The organism is Enterobacter cloacae complex sp. CARB60, from assembly GCF_036487345.1.
Taxonomy (GTDB): Bacteria; Pseudomonadota; Gammaproteobacteria; order Enterobacterales; family Enterobacteriaceae; genus Enterobacter; species Enterobacter asburiae_D.
In genome coordinates this window covers 2,948,065-2,974,049 of sequence record NZ_JAZKLC010000002.1, presented here as the reverse complement: position 1 = coordinate 2,974,049, position 25,985 = coordinate 2,948,065, and the positions used below count along the sequence as shown (strand labels likewise).

Below are 25,985 nucleotides of genomic sequence, written 5' to 3'. Positions count from 1 at the left end.
GCGCCACCGGGGAAAGTTTACACGATTAACCGATGGTCATCAGGCTGGCGTTACCGCCTGCCGCCGCCGTGTTGACGCTGAGCGAGTGCTCTACGTACAGACGCTCCAGCAGCAGGTTGGTTTCACCGCGGGCGAAGCCCTGTACCGAAACAATCGCCCCGCTGCGGGCCGCCACCTGCTCGCACAGTTCGCGCAGCTGGTCGGAATCACCGTGGTAAATCACCGCATCAAACGGCTGCGTCAGCAGCGCATCGGCCTTCGCAAAGCGAATGCGGGCCGAGACCGCTTTCGGCAGCTGTTTGGCGAGATCGCGATGCAGCGCATCTTCCGGCCACAGCACTTCACACCCGGTTGCCATCGCGGCGGCCAGCTGCACCAGCGCGTCCTGCTCGTTATCGGCCACGCACAGCACGCGCTCGCGCGGCATCAGCGTCCAGGTGTTGCGCTCGCCGGTTGGCCCCGGCAGCAGACGCTGCGTGCCCGCCTGGGCCAGCTCGCCGTACTGCCGGGCAACGGCACGCAGCTCAGGACGTTTTTCCGCCCAGGCGATCAGCGCCTCCAGCGGCTGCGTCAGTACGGCTTTCAGCTGTGCATCCACCGGATAGTCCGCATCCTGGCGCGCCAGGGTGACGCCCAGGGCGTTCTCCGGACGGTTCGCCAGCAGACGGTACAGGTAAAGCGGACCGCCCGCTTTCGGACCGGTGCCGGAGAGACCTTCGCCGCCAAACGGCTGTACGCCCACGACTGCGCCGACCATGTTGCGGTTGACGTACAGGTTGCCCACCTTGGCGCTGCCGGTCACCTGCGCGATAGTCTCGTCGATACGGGTATGCACGCCGAGCGTCAGGCCATAGCCGGAGGCGTTGATCTGCTCAACCAGCTCGTTCAGGTTGTTACGGTTGTAGCGCACCACGTGGAGCACCGGGCCGAAGACCTCTTTTTTCAGCTCGTCGAAGCTTGCCAGCTCAATCAGCGTTGGCGGCACAAAGGTGCCGGTCCGCCATTCGCGGGTATCTTCGCTGTTCTCGCGCACCGCCTGGAATACCGGACGGCCTTTCGCGCGCATGGTCTGAATGTGGTTTTCGATGTTGGCTTTGGCTTCCGCGTCGATCACCGGCCCGATGTCGGTGGTGAGACGGCCCGGGTTGCCCATGCGGCATTCGGCCATCGCGCCGCGCAGCATCTTCAGCGTGTGGTCCGCCACGTCGTCCTGCAGGCACAGCACGCGCAGGGCGGAGCAGCGCTGACCGGCGCTGTCGAACGCGGAGGCCAGCACGTCGACCACCACCTGCTCGGTAAGGGCAGAGGAGTCAACGATCATGGCGTTCATCCCGCCGGTTTCCGCGATGAGCGGCGTAGGACGACCCTGCGCATCCAGACGGGTGGCAATGTTGCGCTGCAGCAGAGACGCCACTTCGGTTGAGCCGGTAAACATCACGCCGCGCACGCGGTTGTCGGAGGTCAGTTTGGCGCCGACGGTTTCACCGCGGCCCGGCAACAGCTGAACCACGCCCGCCGGCACGCCGGCTTCCAGAAGAATGTTGATGCCCTGCGCGGCAATCAGCGGGGTCTGCTCGGCCGGTTTTGCCAGCACGCTGTTGCCTGCGGCAAGGGCGGCGGCAATCTGGCCGGTGAAGATCGCCAGCGGGAAGTTCCACGGGCTGATACAGACGACCGGACCCAGCGGACGGTGGGTTTCGTTATCGAAATCATCGCGCACCTGACCGGCGTAGTAGTGCAGGAAGTCGACGGCCTCGCGCACTTCGGCAATGGCGTTGCTGAAGGTTTTACCCGCTTCGCGCACCAGAATGCCGATGAGCGACTGCATCTGATCTTCCATCAGCACCGCGGCGCGTTCCAGAATCGCGGCGCGCTCCTGCGGCGGCGTGGCGAACCAGATTGGCGCGTTGTTTACCGCGCTGTCCAGCGCCCGATCCACTTCCGCTTCGGTGGCTTCACGCGCGTAGCCGACGATATCTTTTGGCTCTGCCGGGTTAATGACCGGCTGCATGTCGCCGTCCTCGACGGACTGCTCCAGAATCGGTTTGGCCTGCCACTTCTGCAATGCGCTGTTGAGCAGGGCAGAGGAGAGCGATGCCAGACGGTGTTCGTTGGCGAGATCCAGACCCGCCGAGTTGACGCGGCCTTTGCCGTACAGCTCGCGCGGCAGGGCAATCTTCGGATGCGGCAGGCCAATCTGGCCTTCCTGCGCCGCCATCTTCTCAACGGCCTGCACCGGGTCGGCCACCAGCTCGTCGAGCGGCAGGGTGGTGTCGGCGATGCGGTTAACGAAGGAGGTGTTCGCGCCGTTTTCCAGCAGACGACGCACCAGGTACGCCAGCAGGGTTTCGTGGGTGCCTACCGGGGCATAGATACGGCACGGGCGGTTCAGCTTGCCGTCCGCCACTTTACCGGTCACCTGTTCGTACAGCGGTTCACCCATGCCGTGCAGGCACTGGAACTCGTACTGGCCCGGGTAGTAGTTCTGCCCGGCCAGGCTGTAGATCGCCGCCAGGGTGTGGGCGTTGTGGGTAGCGAACTGCGGATAGATCAGGTTCGGCACGCCGAGCAGCTTTTTCGCACAGGCGAGGTAAGAGACGTCGGTGTAAACCTTGCGGGTATACACCGGATAGCCTTCCAGCCCGTCCATCTGGGCGCGTTTGATTTCGCTGTCCCAGTAGGCGCCCTTCACCAGACGGATCATCAGGCGACGACGGCTGCGGCTTGCCAGGTCAATCAGATAATCAATGACGAACGGGCAGCGCTTCTGGTAGGCCTGGATAACGAAACCGATGCCGTTCCAGCCTGCCAGCTCCGGCTCGAAGCACAGTTTTTCCAGCAGATCGAGGGAGATCTCCAGACGGTCGGCCTCTTCGGCGTCGATATTAATGCCGATGTCATACTGGCGCGCCAGCAGGGTCAGGGACTTCAGGCGCGGGTAGAGCTCTTCCATTACCCGGTCATACTGCGCGCGGCTGTAGCGCGGGTGCAGGGCGGAGAGCTTAATGGAGATGCCCGGGCCTTCATAAATCCCGCGACCGTTGGACGCTTTACCGATGGCGTGGATCGCCTGCTGGTAAGAGACCATGTAGGCCTGCGCGTCGGCGGCGGTCAGGGCCGCTTCGCCCAGCATGTCGTACGAGTAGCGGAAACCTTTATCTTCCAGCTTGCGGGCGTTCGCCAGCGCTTCGGCAATGGTTTCCCCGGTGACGAACTGCTCGCCCATCAGGCGCATCGCCATGTCCACGCCCTTGCGGATCAGCGGCTCGCCGCTCTTACCGATGATGCGGTTCAGGGAGCGGGAGAGGTTGGCTTCGTTATGGGTCGAGACCAGTTTGCCGGTAAACAGCAGGCCCCAGGTGGCCGCGTTGACGAACAGCGACGGGCTGCGGCCAATGTGTGAATGCCAGTTGCCGTTGCTGATCTTGTCGCGGATCAGCGCGTCGCGGGTGGCTTTATCCGGAATACGCAGCAGCGCTTCCGCCAGGCACATCAGCGCCACGCCTTCCTGAGACGAGAGGGAAAACTCCTGCAGCAGACCCTGAACCATCCCGGCGCGGCCGGAGGCGGTTTTCTGGTTGCGCAGCTTGTCGGCTAACTGATACGCCAGGCTGTGCGCCTGTGCGGCAATGGCTTCCGGCAGGCGAGCCTGCTCCAGCAGCATCGGCACGGCGTCGGTTTCGGCACGGCGGTAGGCGCCGGTAATGGCGGCACGGCTGACGGACTGCGGCAGGATCTGCTCGGCAAATTCAAGGAACGGCTGATGGTTCTCGTCGCCAGCGGCGGGCGCTTCCTCGCTTTCGTTTGCTGCACCGGCCAGCAGGGCAGGCAGCTCTGGCAGGCCCTCATCGCTCTCGAGTCTTTCGAGATAGTTAAAAATCGCCTGCTTAATTAACCAGTGCGGCGTGCGGTCAATGCGGGTTGCTGCGGTCTTAATCCGTTCGCGGGTGGCGTCATCCAGCTTAACCCCCATGGTGGTCATACCCATGCCAAAGCTCCTGTTGTTCTGTAATAGCATTCTGTTGATAGCGTGAAATATCCACCATGTTGCAACTTTGTGCAACCGTGTTAAATGTGACCTGGTTTGCAACCCGGAAAATGAATGGATTGTTAACGAATGGTTAGCTGGAAAATCGTGCTGGCGGCTTTACGTGAAGCCTGTTTTTATGCGGGAGTTAACACTTTTCAAAGGTGCAACCCGCAAAAGCGTGAGCGAGTGCAACCTACAGAAAACTTGTATCAAACCGGGGATGAAATTGATGTAAATGCAGTGTTAAATCGTTTGTCAGCGGAAGGCGCATACGGCAGGATAGCGCGCCCAACCGAAACACAAGATACATTCACCTCGTTCCGGTGATCATATAACAAGGCAGCCCGGACGGCTGTCGCTCGACACTTTTGGAGAATTTGAATGGCTATTAGCACACCGATGCTGGTGACATTTCTCGTTTATATTTTTGGCATGATCCTGATAGGGTTTTTGGCGTGGCGGTCAACGAAGAACTTTGACGACTACATTCTGGGCGGACGCAGTTTAGGCCCGATGGTGACCGCACTCTCTGCGGGCGCATCCGACATGAGCGGCTGGCTGCTGATGGGGCTGCCTGGCGCGATTTTCATCTCCGGTATCTCTGAAAGCTGGATCGCCATCGGCCTGACCGTCGGCGCGTGGATCAACTGGAAGCTGGTGGCAGGCCGTCTGCGCGTGCATACCGAGGCCAACAACAACGCCCTGACGCTGCCGGACTACTTCACCGGACGCTTTGAAGATAACAGCCGCATCCTGCGCATTATCTCCGCGGTGGTTATCCTGCTGTTCTTTACCATCTACTGTGCTTCCGGCATTGTTGCCGGCGCGCGTCTGTTCGAAAGCACCTTCGGCATGAGCTACGAAACCGCCCTGTGGGCCGGTGCTGCGGCGACCATCCTCTATACCTTCGTGGGCGGCTTCCTGGCCGTGAGCTGGACCGACACCGTGCAGGCGAGCCTGATGATCTTCGCCCTGATCCTGACCCCGGTGATTGTGATTTTCACCGTTGGCGGCTTTGCCGATTCGCTGGAAGTGATCAAGCAGAAGAGCATTGAAAACGTCGACATGCTGAAAGGGCTGAACTTCGTTGCCATCGTGTCGCTGATGGGCTGGGGCCTGGGCTACTTCGGTCAGCCGCATATCCTGGCGCGCTTTATGGCAGCGGATTCTCACCACACCATCGTTCATGCCCGTCGCATCAGCATGACGTGGATGACCCTGTGCCTGGCGGGCGCGTGTGCGGTCGGCTTCTTCGGTATCGCGTACTTCAACAACAACCCGGCGCAGGCGGGCGCGGTGAACCAGAACGCCGAACGCGTGTTCATCGAGCTGGCGCAAATTCTGTTTAACCCGTGGATTGCCGGTATTCTGCTCTCCGCGATCCTGGCGGCGGTGATGTCCACCCTGAGCTGCCAGCTGCTGGTCTGCTCCAGTGCGATCACCGAAGACCTCTACAAAGCCTTCCTGCGTAAAAACGCGAGCCAGAAAGAGCTGGTGTGGGTAGGGCGCTTTATGGTGCTGGTGGTGGCGCTGATTGCCATCGCGCTGGCGGCCAACCCGGAAAACCGCGTGCTGGGCCTGGTGAGCTACGCGTGGGCGGGCTTTGGTGCGGCGTTTGGTCCGGTCGTGCTGTTCTCCGTCATGTGGTCACGTATGACCCGTAACGGCGCGCTGGCGGGGATGATCATCGGTGCGCTGACCGTTATCGTCTGGAAACAGTTCGCGTGGCTGGGCCTGTACGAAATCATCCCAGGCTTCCTCTTCGGCAGCATCGGCATCGTGGTGTTCAGCCTGCTGGGTAAAGCACCGTCTGCCTCCATGCAGAAACGCTTTGCTGAAGCCGACGCGCACTACCACTCCGCGCCGCCGTCTAAGCTGCAGCCGGAATAATTTTCCCCTCACCCTAACCCTCTCCCCAAAGGGGAGAGGGAATAAACCTCTCTTGCTAAATTCTGCAATTTACGTTGATATCGCTGTGCTTATAACAATGAGGATAGCGAAGCATGACAATCAAAACAGGGTTAATGGCGGCGGCATTATTGATGCTGGCTGGGTGCAATGCGCCATCGCAACACGCAGCGGTAGAGACCTGCAAAGCGGATAACCAGATGCAGCAAACCACGCTCTATTTCGGACTGAATCGTCCGGCTGGGGCGCAGATTACCGGCAACGAGTGGCAGCAGTTTGTTGACCAGGACGTGACGCCGCGCTTTCGCGATGGCTTAACGGTGTTTGACGCGCGCGGGCAGTGGCTGGGGAACGACGGAAAAGTGGCGCGTGAGCCGAGCAAAGCGCTGATGCTGATCCACGGTAAAGATGCGCAGAGCGAGAAGAACATCGAAGCGTTACGCGGGATTTATAAATCACGCTTCGCGCAGGAGTCGGTGATGCGCGTCGACCAGCCGGTGTGCGTGCAGTTTTAATAAAAACGGCGGGATAACCCGCCGTTGTTGTTTTGTAGGCCGGGATCGCTGCGCGCCACCCGGCAAAAACACTTACAGCACCAACCCCGCAAAGCTCGCCGACAGCAGGCTCACCAGCGTCGCGCCGTACACCAGACGCAGGCCGAAGCGCGATACCACGTTCCCCTGCTGCTCGTTCAGGCCCTTAATCGCCCCCGCCACAATGCCGATGGAGGCGAAGTTCGCGAACGACACCAGGAAGACGGACAAAATGCCCAGTCCGCGCGGGGACATCTGATGCGCGATTTTTTGCAGCTCAATCATCGCCACAAATTCATTCGCCACCAGCTTGGTCGCCATAATGCTGCCCGCGTTCAGGGCGTCACTCAGCGGAATACCGATAAGCCATGCCAGCGGATAAAACACGTAGCCCAAAATCTGCTGGAAGCTCATGCCAAATACGCTGGAGAAGAGGGCGTTAACGGCGCTAATAAGGGCGATAAAGCCAATCAGCATCGCCAGAATAATCATCGCCACTTTAAAACCGGCCAGAATATACTCGCCGAGCATCTCGAAGAAGCTCTGCGATTCGTGCAGTTTTTCCAGCTTGATATCCGGCTCCGCTTCCGGGCGCGCCGGGTTGATGACCGAGAGAATAATAAAGGTGCTGAACATGTTCAGAATCAGCGCCGCGACGACAAATTTGGCGTCGAGCATGGTCATATACGCGCCGACAATCGACAGGGAGACCGTCGACATGGCCGTGGCCGCCATGGTGAAGAGACGACGAGAGGAGAGATCGCCCAGCACGCCCTTGTAGGCAATGAAGTTTTCCGACTGGCCGAGGATCAGGGAACTCACCGCGTTAAAGGATTCCAGCTTGCCCATACCGTTCAGTTTTGACAGCAGCGTACCGATTACCCGAATAAAAATCGGCAGGATCCGCCAGTGCTGAAGAATACCAATCAGCGCGGAAATAAAAATAATTGGGCAAAGCACGCCGAGGAAAATGAACGCCAGCCCTTTTTCCCCCATTCCGCCAAAGACGAAATTGGTGCCTTCACCGGCAAATTTAAGCAGTGATTCAAAAAATCCCGAGACGTATTTAATCAGGAATAACCCGCTTTCGGCGTGCAGGAAAAAGAACGCCAGGGCAATTTCAATGACAATAAGCTGTAAAACATAACGAATGCGAATTTTTCGGCGGTCGAAACTCACCAGCCAGGCAAGCGCGAGAATTATCACCAGCGCCAGCAGGAAATGGACAATCTTAAACATGGTTTATTTTCAGTTGGTTTTTGAGGAGGATATTTAGCCACAGTGCTGGTTAACCGTAAATGGGCAATTTTATTATAAGTTATAAACTTAACGGTAACGTCGGCAACTATTAACAGGCTTTGCGTTTACAACTCGTCATCAAAACACCGCACATTTCGCTTGTGTTTCTTTTCGCCGTAATGATAATCACTATCACAAGAATTTACCTTTCTTTGCATCAGTTGACCGCGATAAACATTTAAGGTGTCGGCATGTTTGTTCCATTTCTCATTATGTTACGTGAAGGGCTCGAAGCTGCCCTCATCGTGAGCCTCATCGCCAGCTATCTGAAGCGAACCCAGCGCGGGCGCTGGATTGGCGTCATGTGGGTCGGGGTATTCCTTGCCGCGGCGCTCTGTCTGGGCCTCGGTATCCTCATCAACGAAACCACCGGGGAGTTCCCGCAGAAAGAGCAGGAGCTGTTCGAAGGGATCGTTGCCGTGATTGCGGTAGCGATCCTTACCTGGATGGTGTTCTGGATGCGTAAAGTCTCGCGCAACGTGAAGGTGCAGCTGGAGCAGGCGGTGGATAACGCGCTGCAAAAGGGCAATAACCACGGCTGGGCGCTCATTATGATGGTCTTTTTCGCCGTCGCGCGTGAAGGCCTGGAGTCTGTTTTCTTCCTGCTGGCGGCGTTTCAGCAGGATGTCGGCATCTGGCCGCCGGTTGGCGCGATGCTCGGGCTGGCAACCGCCGTCGTGCTGGGCTTTCTGCTTTACTGGGGCGGTATTCGCCTGAACCTGGGCGCCTTCTTCAAGTGGACCAGCCTGTTTATTCTGCTGGTGGCGGCAGGGCTGGCGGCAGGGGCGATACGCGCCTTCCACGAGGCGGGCCTGTGGAACCATTTCCAGGACGTCGCGTTCGACCTCAGCAACGTGCTCTCCACCCATTCTCTGACCGGCACCCTGCTCGAAGGTATCTTCGGCTATCAGGAAACGCCGAGCGTCAGCGAAGTGGCGATGTACTTTATTTATCTGGTTCCGGCGCTGGTGCTGTTCGCTATGCCGCCGCGTACCGGCTCGCAGGCGTCGCGCGTTACGCCATAATTTTTGTTTTAGTTACAACATACTTTTAAAGGGAAGAGTCATGGCAATTCAGTTCCGTCGTAGTGCGTTATGCGCAGGCATTGCCGCGCTGTTCGCTTCTGCATTCTCCGCCTGGGGCGCGGATGTTCCTCAGGTTAAAGTCACCGTCAACGATAAGCAGTGCGAGCCGATGACCCTCACGGTGAACAGCGGTAAAACCCAGTTCATTATTCAGAACCACAGCCAGAAGGCGCTGGAATGGGAGATCCTGAAAGGGGTTCTGGTGGTGGAGGAGCGTGAAAATATCGCCCCTGGGTTCAGCCAGAAGATGACCGCCAACCTGCAGCCGGGCGAGTATGAGATGACCTGCGGCCTGCTGACCAACCCGAAAGGGAAACTTATCGTCAAAGGTGAAGCGACGGCCGATGCGGCGAAAGGCGCAGCGGTGCTGAGCCTGGGGGACGCGATTACCGCGTATAAAGCCTACGTCACGAAAGAGACGGCGGACCTGGCGACGGCAACCAAAGCCTTTACCGATGCGGTGAAAGCCGGTGACATCGAAAAAGCGAAATCCCTCTATGCGCCAACCCGTCAGCACTACGAGCGTATCGAGCCGATTGCCGAGCTGTTCTCTGACCTTGATGGCAGCATTGATGCCCGAGAAGATGATTTCGAGCAGAAGGCCGCCGATCCGAAATTCACCGGTTTCCACCGTCTGGAGAAAGCCCTGTTTGGCGACAACTCCACCAAAGGGATGGAGAAATACGCCGAGCAGCTGAACGGCGACGTGCTGGAGCTGCAAAAGCGCATCAGCGAGCTGGCCTTCCCGCCGTCAAAAGTGGTGGGCGGCGCGGCCGGTCTGATTGAAGAAGTGGCCGCCAGCAAAATCAGCGGCGAAGAGGATCGCTACAGCCATACCGACCTGTGGGACTTCCAGGCCAACGTCGACGGCGCGCAGAAAATTGTTAACCTGCTGCGTCCACAGCTGCAGAAAGAGAACGGCGAACTGCTGGCCAAAGTGGATGCCAACTTCAAAAAAGTCGACGCTATTCTGGCGAAATACCGTACCAAAGACGGGTTTGAAACCTACGACAAGCTGACCGATGCCGACCGTAACGCGCTGAAAGGCCCGATTACCGCCCTGGCGGAAGACCTTTCTCTGCTGCGTGGCGTACTGGGTCTGGACTAAGCACGATGAATAAGCATAGCGAGAACGACGTGGTTGAGCCTTCACGTCGTCGATTGTTAAAAGGGGTAGGGGCGCTGGGGGGCGCCCTTGCGCTGGCCGGTGGTTGTCCGGTAGCGCATGCGGCGAAACCGCAAAGCGCGCCCGGCACGCTGTCACCCAATGCCCGTATGGAGACGCAGCCGTTTTATGGCGAGCATCAGTCGGGCATCCTGACGCCGCAGCAGGCGTCTATGATGCTGGTGGCCTTTGATTCGCTGGCCAGCGATAAAGCCGATCTGGCGCGTCTGTTCCGCCTGCTGACGACGCGCATCGCGTTTCTTACCGCGGGCGGACCGGCGCCCGATACGCCGAACCCGCGGCTGCCGCCGATGGACTCCGGCATTCTGGGGCCGTTTATCGCCCCGGATAACCTGACCATTACCGTTTCGCTCGGTGAGTCGTTGTTTGACGCGCGCTACGGGCTGGCAAAACAGAAGCCGAAAGCGCTGCAGAAAATGACGCGCTTCCCGAATGACTCCCTCGACGCGGCGCTGTGCCATGGCGACCTGCTTCTGCAAATTTGTGCCAATACCCAGGACACGGTGATCCACGCCCTGCGCGATATTATCAAGCACACGCCGGATCTGCTGAGCGTGCGCTGGAAGCGGGAAGGGTTTATCTCTGACCACGCCGCCCGAAGCAAAGGCAAAGAGACCCCGGTTAACCTGCTGGGCTTTAAGGACGGTACGGCCAACCCGGACAGCAGCGATGCGGCGTTGATGAAAGACGTGGTATGGGTGACGGCAGATCAGGGCGAACCGGCGTGGGCGGTGGGCGGCAGCTATCAGGCGGTGCGCATTATTCAGTTCCACGTGGAGTTCTGGGACCGCACGCCGCTGAAAGAGCAGCAGACGATCTTTGGTCGGGATAAGCAAAGCGGGGCACCGCTCGGCATGAAGAACGAGCACGACGTGCCTGACTACGCCAGCGATCCCAATGGCGATACCATCGCGCTGGACAGCCACATTCGTCTGGCCAATCCGCGCACCAAAGAGACGCAGTCCAGCCTGATGATGCGTCGGGGCTACAGCTATTCGCTGGGCGTGACCAACTCCGGCCAGCTCGATATGGGGCTGCTGTTCGTCTGCTATCAGCACGATCTGGAAAAAGGCTTCCTGACCGTACAGAAGCGGCTCAACGGCGAAGCGCTGGAAGAGTACATTAAGCCCATCGGCGGCGGCTATTTCTTTGCCCTGCCGGGCGTGCGCGACAGCAACGCGTACCTCGCTCAAGGTCTTATCGAGGCCTGATAATCGTCCCTGCGACAGTTCGCGGGGACATTATTTTTTCATATGACTATCCTCCTGTTATATTTCTGTAATATTTCTATATGAGACTGATTCCACCTGTAGGGACAGTCTTAAAAGTTGCATTCAGGTAAAATAAATGTTGCATTTATGATAACTCCTGATGTACTTAAGATAAGACAGCGGTAGTTCCCGGCAGTGATGCTGAATCACTATGGAGATCGCGAATGGTTGCGTCCTGTACTGGACAAGGTAAACATAACAACCGCAGCACCCGGCGCGGAGGCTCAGACTCCGGCAGCGATTTCCTCACCACTAAATTCTCCCCCCTTCCTCCAGAATCTGATTCGACCGACGTGCAGAACGGTGCGCGTAGCTGTTCCGTATCGTCATCCGATAAAGCAAGCAATGGCTTACAAGGAAGCCAACCCTCTGATGTTCGTGCGCATAATCGTGCCGAAGCTGGCGCGTGTGATGAATACCAACAACTCAAGGTGCTATCCATGGGAAGACAAAAAGCAGTGATCAAAGCTCGTCGCGAAGCAAAACGTGTGCTGAGACGGGATTCACGTAGCCATAAACAGCGTGAAGAAGAATCGGTCACCTCGCTTGTGCAGATGAGTGGCGTAGAAGCAATTGGCATGGCCCGAGACAGCCGTGATAATTCTCCAATTGTGGCGCGCAATGAGGCTCAGGCGCACTACCTGAATGCTATCGAGAGTAAACAGCTCATCTTTGCAACCGGTGAAGCCGGATGCGGGAAAACCTGGATTAGTGCAGCCAAAGCGGCGGAAGCATTGATCCATAAGGACGTGGAGAGAATTATTGTTACCCGTCCGGTACTGCAGGCTGATGAAGATCTCGGCTTCTTGCCCGGAGATATTTCGGAGAAGTTTGCCCCGTACTTCAGGCCCGTCTATGACGTGCTGGTGAAGCGGCTGGGTGCATCCTTTATGCAGTACTGCCTGCGACCAGAGATTGGCAAGGTGGAAATCGCGCCGTTCGCCTATATGCGCGGACGTACATTTGAAAATGCGGTCGTCATTCTTGACGAGGCTCAGAACGTGACCGCTGCGCAAATGAAGATGTTTTTAACGCGCCTCGGGGAGAACGTGACGGTTATCGTTAACGGCGATATTACCCAGTGTGACCTGCCATCCGGCGTGAAATCCGGGTTGAGCGACGCCATGTCACGTTTTGAGGAAGATGAGATGATTGGGGTGGTACGCTTCACCAAAGATGACTGCGTGCGCTCGGCGCTCTGTCAGCGCACGCTGCAAGCGTATTATTGAGTTTGCTATTGTGTTCAAGGCCCGGGAAACCGGGCTTTGTTTTTTGTGCGGGCTTTTTGTCGGGTGGCGCTGCGCTTACCCGACCTACAATACCCGTATCAGGCAATGCAAAAAAAAAGCCCGCATTTTCATGCGAGCTCTTCTTCAAATATGGCGGTGAGGGGGGGATTCGAACCCCCGATACGTTGCCGTATACACACTTTCCAGGCGTGCTCCTTCAGCCACTCGGACACCTCACCATATTGTTTTGCTGCCTGACCGCTTGGGGGGCAACGGGGCGCTACTATAGGGAGTTGCGCTAATACGGTCAAGCAGATTTTCAGCTTTAGTGCCTGTTCGGTTAAGCATTAATCAGCTCCACGGTTTTTACGCCGTGGAGCAGGGGATTAGCGCTGTGAATCGAGCACTTCGCTGTTTTTAACCACTTCCTGTGCTTTGCCGTAGCTTTCGATCAGCAGCTGGTAAGCCGGGAAGATGTGGGTGTACACCTCAGCCCACTCAGCCGCGTCCTCACGGTTCCAGGTTCGCTGGATCTCAGAGGCCACCGCCGCCGTATCCATTGGCACCACACCGGCCTGCACAACCCGCGCCAGGGTGATCTCCTGCGCCATCTTGCTGTAGGTGCCGGAGGCATCAATCACCGCAAACACTTTATACCCGTCCGCCACTGCGCTGATTGACGGGAAGGCCATGCAAACGCTGGTAATCGTGCCCGCGATAATCAACGTCTTGCGTCCGGTCGCTTTCACCGCGGCCACGAACTCCGGGTTATCCCAGGCGTTGATCTCACCTTTACGGGCAACATATTGCGCATGCGGCGCGTTAGCGTGGATCTCCGGGATAAGCGGTCCGTTCGGTCCCTGTGGGACGGACGCGGTGGTGATAACCGGGATCTTCGCCAGGGTCGCGATTTTTGCCAGCGCAGCCGCACGGGCGCGCAGTTCCGGCATTGGCATATCTCCAACGGTCTGGAACAGGCCGCTCTGGTGATCGATAAGCAACATCACCGCATCGTTCACATCAATAACCGGACGAGTGCCGTTAAAATTCGCAGGTGTAGACATGTTCTTCTCCTTTATTACCTTCAGATCTGGCCGAAGCGGCCGGAGTTGAAATCACGAATGGCTTCGTTGATTTCGCTTTTACTGTTCATCACAAACGGGCCATAGCCCACGATAGGTTCATTCAGCGGCGCTCCGGCCATCAGCAGCACTTTGGCATCGCTGTTTGCCTCCAGGTGCAGTTTGTCGCCTTCCTGACTCAATACGATCAGCTGGGCTTCACCTGCCTGCGTTGTGCCGTTCACCGTGATGCTGCCTTCAAGCACGACCAGCGCGGTGCTCCAGCCTTCGGGCTGATTGAGCGTCAGATGGCTTCCCTGGTTCAGCGCGATGTCCCAGACGTTGAGCGGTGAGAAGGTGTGCGCCGGGCCGGTTACCGTGTCGTAGCGACCGGCAATGACGCGCAGCGAACCACTGTTATCCGGTAGCGTCACGACCGGGATCGCGTCCTTCGTAATGCTCTGGTAGCCCGGTGCCGCCATCTTGTCTTTCGCCGGAAGGTTGACCCAAAGCTGCATCATTTTCAGTTCTCCGCCTTTCTGCGAGAACGCGCTGGAGTGGAACTCCTCGTGCAAAATGCCTGCGCCTGCCGTCATCCACTGCACGTCGCCGGGGCCAATAACGCCGCCTTTGCCCGTGGAGTCGCGATGCTCTACTTCACCGGAATAGACGATGGTGACCGTTTCAAAACCCCGGTGAGGGTGCTGGCCTACGCCGCGTTTCGCCCCATCTGCCGGAAAGGTGTACGGGCCCGCGTAGTCCAGCAGCAGGAACGGACTCAGCGGCTCGCCGTGGGTTTGGTAAGAAAACATCGAGCGGACCGGGAAACCATCGCCAACCCAGTGCTGGCGGGGGGCGGTATAAACGCCTGTTACGTTTTTCATGATTAACTCCTGATGTTCTGTTGATGTAATTAGCTTATATTCAGAGTTAATATCCCGGTAGATAGTGAAAATGGCATTCACTGTTCCTAAAATAGAACGATGAGGATTTATGCAGGATCTCAATGACTTCGTCTGGTTTGTGAAGGTGGTGGACTACGGGGGGTTTGCGGCGGCGGGAAGGGCGCTTGACCAACCCAAGTCCAAACTGAGCCGCAGGATCGCGCAGCTGGAGGAGCGGCTTGGCGTGCGGTTGATACAGCGCACTACGCGGCAGTTTACGGTGACGGAAGTGGGACAGACTTTCTATCAGCACTGTAAGGCAATGCTGATAGAAGCAGAAGCGGCAGAAGAGGCCGTTGCTGCGCTGCAGGCTGAGCCGCGCGGCGTCGTCAGGATCACCTGTCCCGTCACGTTACTGCACGTCCACGTGGGACCAATGCTGGCGCGGTTTATGGCGCGCTATCCCGGGATTAATCTCCAGCTTGAGGCCACCAATCGTCGGGTCGATCTTGTTGGCGAAGGCATTGATGTGGCGATCCGCGTGCGCCCGCGTCCGTTTGATGACAGCGATCTGGTCTTAAGGGTGCTGGCTGACAGGGGGCATTGCCTGGTGGCGAGTCCGCACTTGATTGAACGTATGGGTAAACCTCGAATGCCTTCTGAGCTCAGTGAATGGCCTGGCTTAAGTATGGGGGCCGGTAAACAGGTGCATAAATGGGAACTCAGTGGTCCTGCGGGAGCGAAAGCGGAGATCCACTACGCCCCGCGCTTTATTACCACCGACATGCTGGCACTGCGGGAAGCGGCGATGGCGGGCGTAGGCGTTGTACAGTTGCCGATATTGATGGTGAAGGATCAGCTTGCGTCAGGGGAACTGGTACGGGTGCTGGACGCGTGGGAACCCCGTCGGGAAGTGATTCACGCGGTTTATCCTTCGCGGCGCGGCATGCTGCCGTCGGTCAGGACGCTGGTGGATTTTCTTACCGAAGAGTATGCGCGGATGGTGGAAGAATAACAGTTCCCTCTCCCCTGGGGAGAGGGTCAGGGTGAGGGGCTCAGGCCGCACCGAGCTGCATATATCAACGGGGGGGATTGACTCGCTTCGCTCGCCCTGCGGGCAGCCTGTTCGCTTCGCTCTCAGTCTGTCCAACTGGCTGTCGCCAGTTGTCGAACCCCGGTCGGGGGTTCTCATCCCCCCCTTGTCGGAGAATATAAAAGAAAAAAGCCCGTACTTTCGTACGAGCTCTCATCTCAAATATGGCGGTGAGGGGGGGATTCGAACCCCCGATACGTTGCCGTATACACACTTTCCAGGCGTGCTCCTTCAGCCACTCGGACACCTCACCATATTGTCATCCCGTTGTTGCCGGGACGGGCGCTAATGTAAGGAAAAGCCGAACTGCCGTCAACTCACTTTTTCAGTAATTTAGCGCGTTTAGACAAACTTCAAGCAACCTGATTCCGAAATGTGCACAAAGCGCCTCTTTTATCAGCAACGCGGTTTCCTGATAAATTTGTTATGCTGGCAATCCACTTGAAAATGAAAACAAAACAGCGCAACAAGAGGCAGGAATGACCATGGATATTCTCTTCTATCACCCTACATTTGATACCGCTTACTGGATCGACGCACTTTCGGCGGCGCTGCCCGGCGCACGCGTTCGCGAGTGGAAGCGTGGCGATAATGAACATGCCGACTATGCGCTGGTCTGGCATCCGCCGGTTGAGATGCTGCAGGGGCGTAAACTGAAGGCGGTTTTCGCCCTGGGTGCGGGCGTTGATTCGATTCTCAGTAAACTGAAAGCGCATCCAGAAATGCTGCCTGAAAATATTCCGCTGTTCCGTCTCGAAGACACCGGAATGGGCCTGCAAATGCAGGAATATGCCGTGAGCCAGGTGCTGCACTGGTTCCGCCGCTTCGACGATTATCAGGCCTTTAAACAGCAGGCCCACTGGGAGCCGCTGCCGGATTATCGACATGAAGACTTTACCGTCGGGATCCTCGGCGCAGGTGTGCTCGGCTCAAAAGTGGCAGAAGCACTCGCTCCGTGGGGCTTCCCGCTGCGCTGCTGGAGCCGCAGCCGTAAGGATTATCCGGGCGTTGAGAGCTTTGCCGGAACGGATGAGCTTCCTGCATTCCTGAAAGGGACACGCGTGCTTATCAACCTGCTGCCGAACACCGCCGAAACGGTGGGCATCATCAATAGTACTCTCCTGAACCAGTTAGCCGAGCAGAGCTATTTAATGAATCTGGCGCGCGGAGTCCATGTCGTGGAAGGCGATCTGCTGAAGGCGCTGGACAGCGGAAAGCTAAAAGGCGCCATGCTGGACGTTTACAGCCGTGAGCCGCTGCCCGCGGAAAGCCCGCTGTGGGCGCATCCGCGCGTGGCGATGACGCCGCACGTGGCTGCCGTGACGCGTCCGGCAGAAGCGGTGGCGTATATATCCCATACCATCAGCGAAATGGAAAAGGGTAACGCGGTCACCGGACAGGTCGACAGACAGCGCGGCTACTGAGAGAAACCCGGCGTTCGCCGGGTTTTTGCTAATATTCGCCGCTGATAACTGCTATCCTTTGGAAAAACCGCAGAGGAGAGAGAGATGTATCCCGTTGACCTGCATATGCACACCGTCGCCAGCACCCACGCGTATAGCAACCTCCATGATTATATCGCCCAGGCGAAGCTTAAAGGCATTAAGCTGTTCGCGATCACCGATCATGGCCCGGACATGGCGGATGCGCCGCATTACTGGCATTTTGTGAATATGCGGATCTGGCCACGTCTGGTGGACGGCATTGGGATACTGCGCGGCATTGAGGCGAACATCAAAAATATCGACGGTGAGATCGACTGCACCGGCCCGATGCTGACGTCTCTTGACCTTATCCTCGCCGGTTTCCATGAGCCGGTTTTCCCGCCTCAGGATAAAGACACCAACACTGCGGCGATGATTGCCACCATTGCCAGCGGCAATGTGCATATTATCAGTCACCCGGGCAACCCGAAGTACCCGATTGATATTCAGGCTGTCGCACAGGCGGCGGCGAAGCACCGCGTAGCGCTGGAGATTAATAACTCCTCCTTTGTTCATTCGCGTAAGGGCAGTGAAGCCAACTGTCGCGAAGTGGCGGCCGCCGTGCGTGATGCGGGCGGCATGGTAGCGTTGGGCTCAGACTCTCATACCGCGTTTACGCTGGGTGATTTCAGCGAGTGCCTGAAAGTGCTGAATGATGTTAACTTCCCGGAAGCGCAAATCCTGAACGTGACCCCACGCCGCATGCTCGATTTCCTCGAGTCGCGCGGAATGGAACCGATTGCCGAATTTGCCGATCTTTAATTGTGTAATGGAATCATAAAAATGAACGAGTTTTCCATCCTTTGCCGCGTGCTGGGTACGCTCTACTATCGCCAGCCGCAAGACCCGCTGCTGGTTCCCCTTTTTACGTTAATCCGTGAAGGTAAACTGGCGCAGAACTGGCCGCTGGAACAGGATGATTTACTGGAACGTCTGCAAAAAAGCTGCGACATGCAGCAGATTGCGACGGACTACAATGCGCTGTTCGTCGGCGATGAGTGCCGCGTTTCGCCATACCGTTCAGCCTGGCAGGACGGGGCAACGGAAGCCGAAGTCCGTGCTTTCCTCTCCACGCGCGGTATGCCGCTGAGCGATACGCCAGCCGATCATATCGGTACGCTGCTGCTGGCGGCGTCCTGGATCGAAGACAACGCCGGTGATGATGAGAACGAAGCCATCGAAACCCTGTTCGAAACGTACCTGCTGCCGTGGGTCGGGACTTTCCTGGGTAAAGTTGAAGCGCATGCCACCTCGCCATTCTGGAGAACGCTGGCCCCGCTGACCCGCGACGCTATCGCGGCAATGTGGGATGAGCTGGAAGAAGAGAACGAAGAGTGATTTAGGTCACATAAATTCTGCAACTCAACTTTTCAACTTGCACGTAATGTGCTGCCGATCTCATTTCTATGGTGCGCTTCTGCTAAGATGCGCACCATGAACATATTACTTTGTATCGCAATAACGACAGGTATTCTCTCCGGACTCTGGGGATGGGTGGCCGTGTCTCTCGGATTGCTCAGCTGGGCCGGGTTCCTCGGCTGCACCGCCTATTTCGCCTGCCCGCAGGGGGGAATCAAAGGGCTCTTTATCTCAGGCTGCACGCTGATGAGCGGTGTTATCTGGGCGCTGGTAATCATGAAAGGCAGCGCGCTGGCGCCGCATCTGGAAATACTGGGATACGTGATGACGGGTGTCGTTGCCTTTTTAATGTGCATCCAGGCTAAGCATCTGCTGCTTTCGTTTGTGCCGGGCACCTTTATGGGAGCATGTGCGACCTTTGCAGGGCAGGGGGACTGGAAGCTGGTTGTTCCCTCACTGGCGCTGGGGTTGCTGTTTGGCTATGCCATGAAAAACAGCGGTCTTTGGCTGGCGTCCCGGCGGGAAAAAGCGCAAAACATTACTGCAGTGAGTGAATAAAAAAAGGCGAGATAGTTATCTCGCCTTTTTTATGCGCTTCCTGTCAGGATTCCGGAGGGACTGACATATCGCGGTATTTCACCAGTATCGGGTTCTGGACTTCTGCTTTGTTTTGCAGATCCCACAGCCCGCGGTCGATACCATCATTGATTAAGAAAATCACGCCGGTTTCAATGGCTGACATCAGACACATCATGACCGGCTCGTTAGAGGTGTAGCCAATTTCACCCTCCAGCAAGCGCTGGTAATCAATAAAGCGGAATACCCCAGCCTGGACTTCATAAGAAAGAATGGTTTTGCTGGTATTCACCGAAGAGAGCACTTCGCCCGTACTGACGTTGACCACACGCAGGTTAACGGCGATTTGGTCGAGCTGGTACTGGGTATCCGCACCGATACCGAAGTAACGTGCTCCTGCACCACCCGATTTAACGTTACTTTCGTAGCCAATAATCGATCCTTCAATCATCACGTTCGCTGCCGCCAGGGATTGCAGCGGCGTCCGGTTATTGTCCGCGACGGTGCCATTCTCCTGTGCGGCACGAATGATTTTGCGTTCATTCAACAGGTTTTGTAGCCCCTGACGTTCCAGAGGAATAAACCAGTGCGAATCCTTGAGCGCGGTAACCAGCATGGCGGTGGCGCTTTGCGGCACTGCCGTGGAGAAGTTACTTGCCGGATAAGGTTTGAATTGTCCGGTTTCATCCTGAATGTTATATACAGAGACAAATATTTTCCCCGTAGGGGAAGGTAAATGCGTTAAATCACGATAACTCTGGGCCCGAGGCATTAATGTTGGTTTTGCAGCTTCTTTAGGTGGAGCAGTTAAACAACCGCTCAATAAGCACACTGCAACAAATATCAGGAAGCGCTGCATGATCGTTGTCCTTATTTAGCTATTGTTTAGAAGTCAGTTGAATTAGTTTGTAGGCCGGAAACCTGAATCGTTGAGGTTTTTCCGGTTTTACGATCGGTCACGTTCAACTGCAGTTGTCCGTCTCTGTTGGCGATATCGACAATAAAGTCGTTAGTCACCATTCGGCCGGGTTTCCCAGTATTAATGTTGGTCAGTAACCCACCTAAAATCTGCGACTGGATAGCCTGAGTGAAATTATCCAGTGCAGACGGGGTATCAACGTTAAAATCCTTAAAGCTTGGATCTTTATAGGAATTTTGCGCCTGAGCTTCATTCAACATGAACGCGCCGTTGTTAGGGTTACCGCCAAAGTTAGGGTTACGGAACTGAAACGTCATGTTTCCGGCCCAGCTTATGGGTGTTATCAGCATTATCGAAACAACTGCATATGCAATACGCATGACAGCCTCCGCATATCGGTTCGCTAGAACTCGTCTTTTGCTAAATCGCTGGTGCTTAATAGGGCTTTATCTATTTGCAGGCGATTGATAGCGTCTTCTGATTGTGCCAGTGCTATGGCTACGTTTTTATCGAAGTCCATTTTTGTGGGGAATAAAAAGGTTTGGAAAATAACGTCCTGATTAGCCGTTATTGTTATCCAACTCCCCCATCGTGCACTGGGCCGCTCGTTGATTGTTATATTACCCTTGTAAGTACTGTCCCATTTATCACTGAAGGCGCGGTAAAAACTGTGCCCGATAGAGGAGACAGTGTGGTCAGTTAACAATCCGGGAACTTCGACCTCGACGGCCTTCAGATTCCCTGCAGCGAGCAGGAAACTCGCTGCGGCGATCCAACTCAACGTGCGCTTCATGTGTTTAACGCCTGAGGTTATCGTTTGCCCACGAAACAGCCTGAGTTCGGTTTTTCACAGCTATCTTCTTGAAAAGATTATAAAGGTGCGTCTTTACCGTATTTTCGCTGATAAATAACGAACGGGCGATTTCAATATTTGAAGCACCAATGCGTAACTTGTTCAGGATCTCTTTCTCACGGTGCGTGAGCAGCGCTGACTCTGAGCTGTTATAGCGATAATTTCCGGAGTGCGTGATGAGATAGCTGGCAAGTTTTTGCGAAAAATAACACTCTCCGCGCAATATACCTTGCAGCCCCTCTACCACCCGGTCTTCTTCTTCAGTGACGTAGAACACGCCATTGATATGCGGCCAGCTTTCAATATCTCTGAAAGGGTACTCATCAGGTGTATTCAATAATAGCACGCGGATATTATTGTTTTTCCTGCTTAAAATATCTTGCCAGTAATGGATAAGCTTTTTATCAGCTTCCATCATATCGAGCAGAATGATGCTGCCAGGTGCAATATCATCAAAAGAACGTTGAATATTATGCAATTTCCCGTTCAGTGATAAAGATTGCTTTAAATGTTGTAATAACGCTGTCGCTTGCAAAGAAGGTTTTGTGATCAACAGTAATGTATGACCATGTAAACTATGGACTTCATTATACATGATGAAACCCCACTTTTTTTGGCACCTGGCAGCTGTCCTCCTGTTTAAAAGAGGACACCAGAAGTACTGACAGATGTTGCACTGCTGTGTGTAGAATCAGACCATAACCTCCGCAGGGAGGTAAATATAAAACCAATTTCGTACATCTAATTTCAATCTAGCTTTTACGAAGTTTAAAGCAAGTGTTAAACATGTAACATAATGTAAAAATCAATATTAATTTGTGAAATCAGACGATAATGAATGGCAAGAATTGATGAGAAAGTTGTACATCTATATAGAGATGCACAGATTTTAAAAATCATACAAATATTTTTAATTGCATGATATATATGGTTTTTTATTATTTATCTAAAACGTTTATTAAGTATGAGTTGCAGAATATTTCTAAGTCCAGGAATGAACGACTGTCTGGCTTAAGAAAACAGGCTGCGTGTCACGCACTGTGTAAAGATGTTCTCCTGCCGTTACGTTTAAACAATCCGAGAGAGGCGCGGACAGCCTTCGTCTCGTTGTACAACACCTTTGCAAGACACATTTAATAAAAAATATAAGCTGGCCTGATTAAAGTGATTTTTGATGTAAATTACGACTTTGTGGTGATCCGATAAATAAAAATAAGCCGCGCGGGTGAGATATTTAAAATGTTTCAGCGGACATACTCTTCACCGTAACGACGCGTTAACACAATACGAGTCGTTTTAACAAGCAACAGTGTTATTGGGTTATGGTGTGATTAAATAGCCAGGTCCAGGGTGACAACATGAAAAACACATCGTTATTTATGATGTTTACATTACTGAGTGCGCCTGGATTGGTAACTGCAGCTAATTCAGATATGGCAAATCCTGAATATAACTTTGCGGTTAACGAATTAAGTCTTTCATCACTAAATCAGGCAGCCATTATTGGTCAACAGGGTGTATTTAACGACGCTCAGGTACGCCAGGACGGTTCAAAATTAATGTCCATTGTTTCCCAGGATGGGGCAGGCAATAGAGCCAGGGTTGATCAATCAGGGAGTTACAATATAGCCTGGATCGATCAGAGCGGTAACGCGAATGATGCAGGTATTACGCAAGATGGATATGGTAATAGTGCGAAAATTATCCAGAAAGGGTCGGGTAATAGAGCAAGTATTACGCAGTACGGTACGCAGAAAACCGCAGTTGTAGTACAGAAACAGTCGCAGATGGCTATTCGCGTTATTCAACGCTAGCTTTTCGCGACGAATTTAATCAATCCGATGGGGGTTTACCATGAAATTTATTAAAGTGGCAGCACTTGCAGCAATCGTAGTTTCTGGTAGTGCTATGGCTGGTTTGATCGATCAGGGCGGTTGGGGTCATGGACATGGGCATGGACATGGCGGATATGGCGGCCCAAATTCAACCCTGAATATTTATCAAAACGGTGGCGGTAACTCCGCGCTGGCTCTGCAGACAAACGCCAGAAATTCCGTCCTGAATATTAGCCAGACGGGTGGCGGTAACGGTGCCGACGTTGGCCAGGGGTCTGATGACAGTAGCATCAACCTGACCCAGAACGGTTTTGGTAACAGTGCAACCCTTGATCAGTGGAACAGTAAAGATTCCAAAATGAATGTTAGCCAGTATGGTGGTCTTAACGGTGCACTGGTAGACCAGACTGCGTCTAACTCTACTGTAAACGTGACCCAGATCGGTTTTGGTAACCACGCGACAGCTCATCAGTATTAATACTGAAATCTGTGCTACAAAAAAAAACAGGGCATCAGCCCTGTTTTTTTTCGGGAGTTCATCATGAATACCTTAATTCTCCTTGCCGCGCTTTCCAGCCAGATAACCTTCAAAACGTCACAGCAGGAAAATATGACCACCATTATTCCCCAGGTCACTCTGGCGCAATCGTGTGATTGTCAGGTTCAGATCGTTTCCGTGCGAGAAGGGCAGGGGGGACAAAGCTCTTCCCGACAGCAAAACACACTTTTTATACCCGCTAATCAGACGATTGATTTAATGCGCCTGAGTTTAAATATAAGCGCGGGAGACACGGTAAAAATCGTTGTCACCGTTTCAGACGGTAAATCGCTACATTTATCACAACAGTGGTCGCCAGCGGAACGTTCGCTTTAAATATTCATGAAATCAATATGTTGCGAATGTGGCGGGTCTGCGCCGTTGAGCTATGCTGATATCAGGGACCAGGTCGTTATGTTCCGTAACGTGAAACTTCGTTTGCCGTAATAAATGAAGCGCGTTTACCCCTCATGGACGATTTTCATTGAGGAGTATCTATAATGAACAATTATTTTGCTCGACTCGCGGCAGGTCTGGGTCTGGTCGTTTCTGCTTTGAGTATCCCGGCTTATTCGGCCACGATTGTTGACGGTGGTGTCATTCATTTTCGCGGTGCCATTGTCGCAGACCCCTGTGAAGTCACTCCCCTGAAGCAACAGTTTGCAATGTCATGTCCAAATAATAACCGTATGCAAACGCGTATGGTCAGCTATGAAGAGGCGCTTAACGGGAAAGTGAGCGACTCAAGCCTGGCGACGCTCAATATGAAATACCTTAATCCTGAAAAAACGCTCGCGGTTGTCGAAATCCAGTATCACTAATGCGCATTCTCCCGCCCTGCGGTGGAAGAGGATTTTTTCTGATAGTTTTTTCTCCCGGTCTCCTCTGCGATACACTTAAGAAAATGGCGGGTTGCAGAGGGGCTTTATGAAACCGCAAATTGACATTATTCATGGCGATATTACGACAATGCACGTCGACGTTATCGTCAATGCGGCCAATCCATCCCTGATGGGGGGAGGCGGCGTGGACGGCGCTATCCACCGTGCTGCCGGACCGCAGCTGCTGGAAGCCTGTAAAACCGTGCGGCAACAGCAGGGCGAATGTCCTCCCGGTCACGCGGTGATTACGCTTGCGGGCAATCTGCCCGCCAGAGCGGTTATTCATGCCGTAGGGCCCGTCTGGCATGGCGGCGACCAGCACGAAGCGAGTATTCTGGAAGAGGCTTACCGAAACTGTCTGCGACTGGCCGCCGACAACGGCTATAAAACGATGGCGTTCCCGGCCATCAGCACCGGCGTCTATGGTTACCCTAAGGCCGCCGCCGCTACGATCGCCGTAGAAACCGTTTATCGCTATCTGTCTTTAAAACCGCTGCCGGAGAAGGTGATTTTTGTCTGTTTCGACGACGACACCACGCATCTTTATCAGCGGCTTCTGACTCAGCGCAGACAAGAGCTGGAAAGCTGAAGCAAACGCGGCGCATCGAGTGCGCCGCGTTGTTTATGAAGCTTTCGCCGGTGGTTTTCCTGAAAAGAGGAAACGCAGGAGCGGGATCCGCAGATGGATCTCGTAGAGTACGATTGCCACCCCCACCACAAACACCAGCCCGGTAAAGAAGCCCAGCGTGTTCGAAGCGATGTGCGGTGTGATGTAAGCCCCGAAGAAAAGCGTCAACGGGTGATGCACCAGATAGATAAACAGCGAAGCATTAACGAAGTAGGTCACGCGGCTGGACTTGAAGTTCAGCAAACGGTGGCCCAGCGCGAATACCACGTTCACCATCCACAGGCCCAGCAGCATAGTGATCACGCTTTCCGTTTCATACATCCAGGCGTCGCCGCTGCCGTAGCGCTGATTCAACAGATAGGCCGCGAACGCGAGCGTGGCTCCCAGCGCGCACCACGGTGACGGGGTGACAAACAGCGATTTAAGCTTCGGATGAATAAAGGCCAGCGCGCCGATTAAAAAGAACGGAATGTAGAACAGCGACTGCATCACCACAAAATTAAATAGCCCGTCGCTCAAAATCGGCGGGTAGACGATAAGCAGGGTCCGCCGCACGGCGGCATAGGCAATCCCCAACAGCAAGAAGAGCACTGACAGTTTGCCCATCGTAACGTTGGCGAAAAAGGTGTCGGCTTTCGTACTTAGATGGTGGCGAAGGCGGCTGAAAATCAACAGGCTCACCGTTGTGAGCACCACCAGGACCAGCAGGAACCACAGGTGAGACACCAGCTCCCAGACCAGCGTATTGTACTTTTCATACGGCGTAAGATTCGGCCAGTTCTCCGCCTTGCCCTTTACATACTGCAACATAATGAACTGAGGCAGCGTCAAAAGCGGAATTGCGGTCAGCATGGGGATCCCCACGCGCTCTACGCGCACTTTCCACCAGCGCTTGAGCGGGTATCGCAGAAACAGCATGTAAGAGAAATAGCCGGATATGACGAAAAACACCTGCATACGGAAGGCGTGAATAAAGTCATTAAACAGCGTCAGCCACCAGGAGGGCATCTGGCTATTCACATGCCAGGTGTGGCTGGAGTAAATCAGTGAAATGTGAAAGGGGATCCCCAATAGCATCAGCCATGCCCGGATCGAGTCGAGGAAATATTCCCGTTGTATTGGTGTTGTGCTCATATAACGTTGTGCATTCTCAGACTTTTCGTCTTATCCCTAAGACTCATAATGGTTACATTCGAAGCCAACCCTACACCAAGACCGACACCCTGTCTCCAGGATAAGCACGCAAAGTGAAAAGCGGGTTCTTTCATTTGCTTATTCCATGAGCCAGCAGCTGAACAAAGCAGTGATAATGTTGTCGGATTGCCTGAGTTTC

At 54.8% G+C, this 25,985-nt stretch carries 26 protein-coding genes and 2 tRNA genes; 17 read left to right on the top strand and 11 right to left on the bottom strand.

The features are described 5' to 3' along the window. Nucleotides 1–25: 25 nt before the first annotated feature. Nucleotides 26–3,988 carry a trifunctional transcriptional regulator/proline dehydrogenase/L-glutamate gamma-semialdehyde dehydrogenase gene (putA, locus tag V4835_RS15270; RefSeq protein WP_331412675.1) on the bottom strand — a complete coding sequence of 1,321 codons (3,963 nt, stop codon included), beginning with the start codon at nucleotides 3,986–3,988 and terminating at the stop codon, nucleotides 26–28. Between the two features lie 129 nt (nucleotides 3,989–4,117). Here putA and V4835_RS15265 point away from each other — a divergent pair, with 129 nt between their 5' ends. From V4835_RS15265 to V4835_RS15255, 3 genes are all read left to right on the top strand, one after another. Continuing rightward, complete coding sequence (locus V4835_RS15265) at nucleotides 4,118–4,357, top strand: hypothetical protein (RefSeq protein WP_331412673.1); 240 nt, start codon at nucleotides 4,118–4,120, stop codon at nucleotides 4,355–4,357. A 54-nt stretch (nucleotides 4,358–4,411) separates the two neighbouring features. Then, nucleotides 4,412–5,920, top strand: coding sequence for a sodium/proline symporter PutP (gene putP / locus V4835_RS15260; protein WP_331412672.1), 1,509 nt, complete (start codon nucleotides 4,412–4,414; stop codon nucleotides 5,918–5,920). 113 nt (nucleotides 5,921–6,033) lie between these two features. Continuing rightward, on the top strand, nucleotides 6,034–6,453 hold the full coding sequence (locus V4835_RS15255) for a DUF3574 domain-containing protein (RefSeq protein ID WP_032658073.1): 420 nt from the start codon (nucleotides 6,034–6,036) through the stop codon (nucleotides 6,451–6,453). A gap of 72 nt (nucleotides 6,454–6,525) precedes the next feature. On the opposite strand, the gene V4835_RS15250 is transcribed toward V4835_RS15255, so the two are convergent. Then, entirely contained in the window at nucleotides 6,526–7,710 is a 1,185-nt protein-coding gene (locus V4835_RS15250; RefSeq protein WP_045354577.1) for a NupC/NupG family nucleoside CNT transporter, read from the bottom strand. A gap of 251 nt (nucleotides 7,711–7,961) precedes the next feature. Here V4835_RS15250 and efeU point away from each other — a divergent pair, with 251 nt between their 5' ends. The 4 genes from efeU (at nucleotide 7,962) to phoH (ending at nucleotide 12,541) form a co-directional block, all read left to right on the top strand. Beyond that, entirely contained in the window at nucleotides 7,962–8,795 is an 834-nt protein-coding gene (efeU, locus tag V4835_RS15245) for an iron uptake transporter permease EfeU (protein ID WP_063143921.1), read from the top strand. Between the two features lie 40 nt (nucleotides 8,796–8,835). After that, entirely contained in the window at nucleotides 8,836–9,963 is a 1,128-nt protein-coding gene (gene efeO, locus V4835_RS15240) for an iron uptake system protein EfeO (protein ID WP_063143920.1), read from the top strand. 5 nt (nucleotides 9,964–9,968) lie between these two features. Beyond that, the gene (gene efeB / locus V4835_RS15235; protein WP_331412669.1) at nucleotides 9,969–11,252 is read left to right on the top strand and encodes an iron uptake transporter deferrochelatase/peroxidase subunit; all 1,284 of its coding nucleotides are present in this window, start codon (nucleotides 9,969–9,971) and stop codon (nucleotides 11,250–11,252) included. 500 nt (nucleotides 11,253–11,752) lie between these two features. After that, complete coding sequence (phoH, locus tag V4835_RS15230) at nucleotides 11,753–12,541, top strand: phosphate starvation-inducible protein PhoH (RefSeq protein WP_008503509.1); 789 nt, start codon at nucleotides 11,753–11,755, stop codon at nucleotides 12,539–12,541. Nucleotides 12,542–12,692: 151 nt separating this feature from the next. Here phoH and V4835_RS15225 read toward each other — a convergent pair. From V4835_RS15225 to V4835_RS15215, 3 genes are all read right to left on the bottom strand, one after another. Further along, nucleotides 12,693–12,780: transfer RNA gene (locus V4835_RS15225), tRNA-Ser, on the bottom strand. Between the two features lie 147 nt (nucleotides 12,781–12,927). Further along, nucleotides 12,928–13,605 carry an isochorismatase family protein gene (locus tag V4835_RS15220; RefSeq protein WP_032638688.1) on the bottom strand — a complete coding sequence of 226 codons (678 nt, stop codon included), beginning with the start codon at nucleotides 13,603–13,605 and terminating at the stop codon, nucleotides 12,928–12,930. Between the two features lie 20 nt (nucleotides 13,606–13,625). Then, nucleotides 13,626–14,486 (bottom strand): pirin family protein, encoded by an 861-nt coding sequence (locus tag V4835_RS15215; RefSeq protein ID WP_331412668.1) that lies wholly within the window; start codon nucleotides 14,484–14,486, stop codon nucleotides 13,626–13,628. A 109-nt stretch (nucleotides 14,487–14,595) separates the two neighbouring features. Between V4835_RS15215 and V4835_RS15210 the strand changes: the two genes are divergently transcribed. Beyond that, on the top strand, nucleotides 14,596–15,501 hold the full coding sequence (locus V4835_RS15210; RefSeq protein ID WP_331412667.1) for a LysR family transcriptional regulator: 906 nt from the start codon (nucleotides 14,596–14,598) through the stop codon (nucleotides 15,499–15,501). A gap of 243 nt (nucleotides 15,502–15,744) precedes the next feature. Here V4835_RS15210 and V4835_RS15205 read toward each other — a convergent pair. Then, nucleotides 15,745–15,832: transfer RNA gene (locus tag V4835_RS15205), tRNA-Ser, on the bottom strand. A 232-nt stretch (nucleotides 15,833–16,064) separates the two neighbouring features. Between V4835_RS15205 and ghrA the strand changes: the two genes are divergently transcribed. From ghrA to V4835_RS15185, 4 genes are all read left to right on the top strand, one after another. After that, nucleotides 16,065–17,003: a glyoxylate/hydroxypyruvate reductase GhrA gene (ghrA, locus tag V4835_RS15200; protein WP_331412666.1), complete on the top strand. Its 939-nt coding sequence runs from the start codon at nucleotides 16,065–16,067 to the stop codon at nucleotides 17,001–17,003. Nucleotides 17,004–17,087: 84 nt separating this feature from the next. Further along, the gene (locus V4835_RS15195) at nucleotides 17,088–17,825 is read left to right on the top strand and encodes a phosphatase (protein ID WP_063143914.1); all 738 of its coding nucleotides are present in this window, start codon (nucleotides 17,088–17,090) and stop codon (nucleotides 17,823–17,825) included. A gap of 21 nt (nucleotides 17,826–17,846) precedes the next feature. After that, complete coding sequence (locus V4835_RS15190; RefSeq protein WP_033145180.1) at nucleotides 17,847–18,401, top strand: TorD/DmsD family molecular chaperone; 555 nt, start codon at nucleotides 17,847–17,849, stop codon at nucleotides 18,399–18,401. A 96-nt stretch (nucleotides 18,402–18,497) separates the two neighbouring features. Beyond that, complete coding sequence (locus V4835_RS15185) at nucleotides 18,498–18,980, top strand: DUF1097 domain-containing protein (protein ID WP_331412664.1); 483 nt, start codon at nucleotides 18,498–18,500, stop codon at nucleotides 18,978–18,980. Nucleotides 18,981–19,023: 43 nt separating this feature from the next. On the opposite strand, the gene csgG is transcribed toward V4835_RS15185, so the two are convergent. The 4 genes from csgG to csgD are packed head-to-tail and all read right to left on the bottom strand — an operon-like array spanning nucleotide 19,024 to nucleotide 21,365. Further along, a complete protein-coding gene (gene csgG / locus V4835_RS15180; RefSeq protein ID WP_063143912.1) occupies nucleotides 19,024–19,857 on the bottom strand; it encodes a curli production assembly/transport protein CsgG in 834 nt (277 codons plus the stop codon). Between the two features lie 26 nt (nucleotides 19,858–19,883). Further along, nucleotides 19,884–20,297, bottom strand: a complete 414-nt coding sequence (gene csgF / locus V4835_RS15175; protein ID WP_023335236.1) for a curli production assembly/transport protein CsgF — start codon at nucleotides 20,295–20,297, stop codon at nucleotides 19,884–19,886. Between the two features lie 23 nt (nucleotides 20,298–20,320). Beyond that, entirely contained in the window at nucleotides 20,321–20,710 is a 390-nt protein-coding gene (gene csgE / locus V4835_RS15170) for a curli production assembly/transport protein CsgE (protein ID WP_023335237.1), read from the bottom strand. A gap of 4 nt (nucleotides 20,711–20,714) precedes the next feature. Then, nucleotides 20,715–21,365, bottom strand: a complete 651-nt coding sequence (gene csgD, locus V4835_RS15165; RefSeq protein WP_023335238.1) for a biofilm master transcriptional regulator CsgD — start codon at nucleotides 21,363–21,365, stop codon at nucleotides 20,715–20,717. 763 nt (nucleotides 21,366–22,128) lie between these two features. Here csgD and csgB point away from each other — a divergent pair. The 5 genes from csgB to ymdB all read left to right on the top strand — a co-directional run bounded on the left by csgB (nucleotide 22,129) and on the right by ymdB (nucleotide 24,613). After that, the gene (gene csgB, locus V4835_RS15160) at nucleotides 22,129–22,584 is read left to right on the top strand and encodes a curli minor subunit CsgB (protein ID WP_063145769.1); all 456 of its coding nucleotides are present in this window, start codon (nucleotides 22,129–22,131) and stop codon (nucleotides 22,582–22,584) included. 40 nt (nucleotides 22,585–22,624) lie between these two features. Further along, nucleotides 22,625–23,083: a curli major subunit CsgA gene (gene csgA / locus V4835_RS15155; RefSeq protein WP_331412662.1), complete on the top strand. Its 459-nt coding sequence runs from the start codon at nucleotides 22,625–22,627 to the stop codon at nucleotides 23,081–23,083. A gap of 63 nt (nucleotides 23,084–23,146) precedes the next feature. Next, nucleotides 23,147–23,479 carry a curli assembly chaperone CsgC gene (gene csgC, locus V4835_RS15150; RefSeq protein ID WP_148243262.1) on the top strand — a complete coding sequence of 111 codons (333 nt, stop codon included), beginning with the start codon at nucleotides 23,147–23,149 and terminating at the stop codon, nucleotides 23,477–23,479. 164 nt (nucleotides 23,480–23,643) lie between these two features. Next, on the top strand, nucleotides 23,644–23,964 hold the full coding sequence (locus tag V4835_RS15145; RefSeq protein WP_063145766.1) for a type 1 fimbrial protein: 321 nt from the start codon (nucleotides 23,644–23,646) through the stop codon (nucleotides 23,962–23,964). A 106-nt stretch (nucleotides 23,965–24,070) separates the two neighbouring features. After that, nucleotides 24,071–24,613 carry an O-acetyl-ADP-ribose deacetylase gene (gene ymdB / locus V4835_RS15140; RefSeq protein WP_024908992.1) on the top strand — a complete coding sequence of 181 codons (543 nt, stop codon included), beginning with the start codon at nucleotides 24,071–24,073 and terminating at the stop codon, nucleotides 24,611–24,613. Nucleotides 24,614–24,646: 33 nt separating this feature from the next. Here ymdB and mdoC read toward each other — a convergent pair whose 3' ends face one another. Further along, the gene (mdoC, locus tag V4835_RS15135) at nucleotides 24,647–25,786 is read right to left on the bottom strand and encodes a glucans biosynthesis protein MdoC (RefSeq protein ID WP_063145765.1); all 1,140 of its coding nucleotides are present in this window, start codon (nucleotides 25,784–25,786) and stop codon (nucleotides 24,647–24,649) included. Nucleotides 25,787–25,985: the final 199 nt, after the last annotated feature.

What these genes read in the sequence shown, in the direction of transcription:
- putA (WP_331412675.1), bottom strand. Translation starts at nt 3,988, where the DNA reads ATGGGTATGACCACCATGGGGGTTAAGCTGGATGACGCCACCCGCGAA.
- V4835_RS15265 (WP_331412673.1), top strand. Translation starts at nt 4,118, where the DNA reads ATGGTTAGCTGGAAAATCGTGCTGGCGGCTTTACGTGAAGCCTGTTTT.
- putP (WP_331412672.1), top strand. Translation starts at nt 4,412, where the DNA reads ATGGCTATTAGCACACCGATGCTGGTGACATTTCTCGTTTATATTTTT.
- V4835_RS15255 (WP_032658073.1), top strand. Translation starts at nt 6,034, where the DNA reads ATGACAATCAAAACAGGGTTAATGGCGGCGGCATTATTGATGCTGGCT.
- V4835_RS15250 (WP_045354577.1), bottom strand. Translation starts at nt 7,710, where the DNA reads ATGTTTAAGATTGTCCATTTCCTGCTGGCGCTGGTGATAATTCTCGCG.
- efeU (WP_063143921.1), top strand. Translation starts at nt 7,962, where the DNA reads ATGTTTGTTCCATTTCTCATTATGTTACGTGAAGGGCTCGAAGCTGCC.
- efeO (WP_063143920.1), top strand. Translation starts at nt 8,836, where the DNA reads ATGGCAATTCAGTTCCGTCGTAGTGCGTTATGCGCAGGCATTGCCGCG.
- efeB (WP_331412669.1), top strand. Translation starts at nt 9,969, where the DNA reads ATGAATAAGCATAGCGAGAACGACGTGGTTGAGCCTTCACGTCGTCGA.
- phoH (WP_008503509.1), top strand. Translation starts at nt 11,753, where the DNA reads ATGGGAAGACAAAAAGCAGTGATCAAAGCTCGTCGCGAAGCAAAACGT.
- V4835_RS15220 (WP_032638688.1), bottom strand. Translation starts at nt 13,605, where the DNA reads ATGTCTACACCTGCGAATTTTAACGGCACTCGTCCGGTTATTGATGTG.
- V4835_RS15215 (WP_331412668.1), bottom strand. Translation starts at nt 14,486, where the DNA reads ATGAAAAACGTAACAGGCGTTTATACCGCCCCCCGCCAGCACTGGGTT.
- V4835_RS15210 (WP_331412667.1), top strand. Translation starts at nt 14,596, where the DNA reads ATGCAGGATCTCAATGACTTCGTCTGGTTTGTGAAGGTGGTGGACTAC.
- ghrA (WP_331412666.1), top strand. Translation starts at nt 16,065, where the DNA reads ATGGATATTCTCTTCTATCACCCTACATTTGATACCGCTTACTGGATC.
- V4835_RS15195 (WP_063143914.1), top strand. Translation starts at nt 17,088, where the DNA reads ATGTATCCCGTTGACCTGCATATGCACACCGTCGCCAGCACCCACGCG.
- V4835_RS15190 (WP_033145180.1), top strand. Translation starts at nt 17,847, where the DNA reads ATGAACGAGTTTTCCATCCTTTGCCGCGTGCTGGGTACGCTCTACTAT.
- V4835_RS15185 (WP_331412664.1), top strand. Translation starts at nt 18,498, where the DNA reads ATGAACATATTACTTTGTATCGCAATAACGACAGGTATTCTCTCCGGA.
- csgG (WP_063143912.1), bottom strand. Translation starts at nt 19,857, where the DNA reads ATGCAGCGCTTCCTGATATTTGTTGCAGTGTGCTTATTGAGCGGTTGT.
- csgF (WP_023335236.1), bottom strand. Translation starts at nt 20,297, where the DNA reads ATGCGTATTGCATATGCAGTTGTTTCGATAATGCTGATAACACCCATA.
- csgE (WP_023335237.1), bottom strand. Translation starts at nt 20,710, where the DNA reads ATGAAGCGCACGTTGAGTTGGATCGCCGCAGCGAGTTTCCTGCTCGCT.
- csgD (WP_023335238.1), bottom strand. Translation starts at nt 21,365, where the DNA reads ATGTATAATGAAGTCCATAGTTTACATGGTCATACATTACTGTTGATC.
- csgB (WP_063145769.1), top strand. Translation starts at nt 22,129, where the DNA reads ATGAAAAACACATCGTTATTTATGATGTTTACATTACTGAGTGCGCCT.
- csgA (WP_331412662.1), top strand. Translation starts at nt 22,625, where the DNA reads ATGAAATTTATTAAAGTGGCAGCACTTGCAGCAATCGTAGTTTCTGGT.
- csgC (WP_148243262.1), top strand. Translation starts at nt 23,147, where the DNA reads ATGAATACCTTAATTCTCCTTGCCGCGCTTTCCAGCCAGATAACCTTC.
- V4835_RS15145 (WP_063145766.1), top strand. Translation starts at nt 23,644, where the DNA reads ATGAACAATTATTTTGCTCGACTCGCGGCAGGTCTGGGTCTGGTCGTT.
- ymdB (WP_024908992.1), top strand. Translation starts at nt 24,071, where the DNA reads ATGAAACCGCAAATTGACATTATTCATGGCGATATTACGACAATGCAC.
- mdoC (WP_063145765.1), bottom strand. Translation starts at nt 25,786, where the DNA reads ATGAGCACAACACCAATACAACGGGAATATTTCCTCGACTCGATCCGG.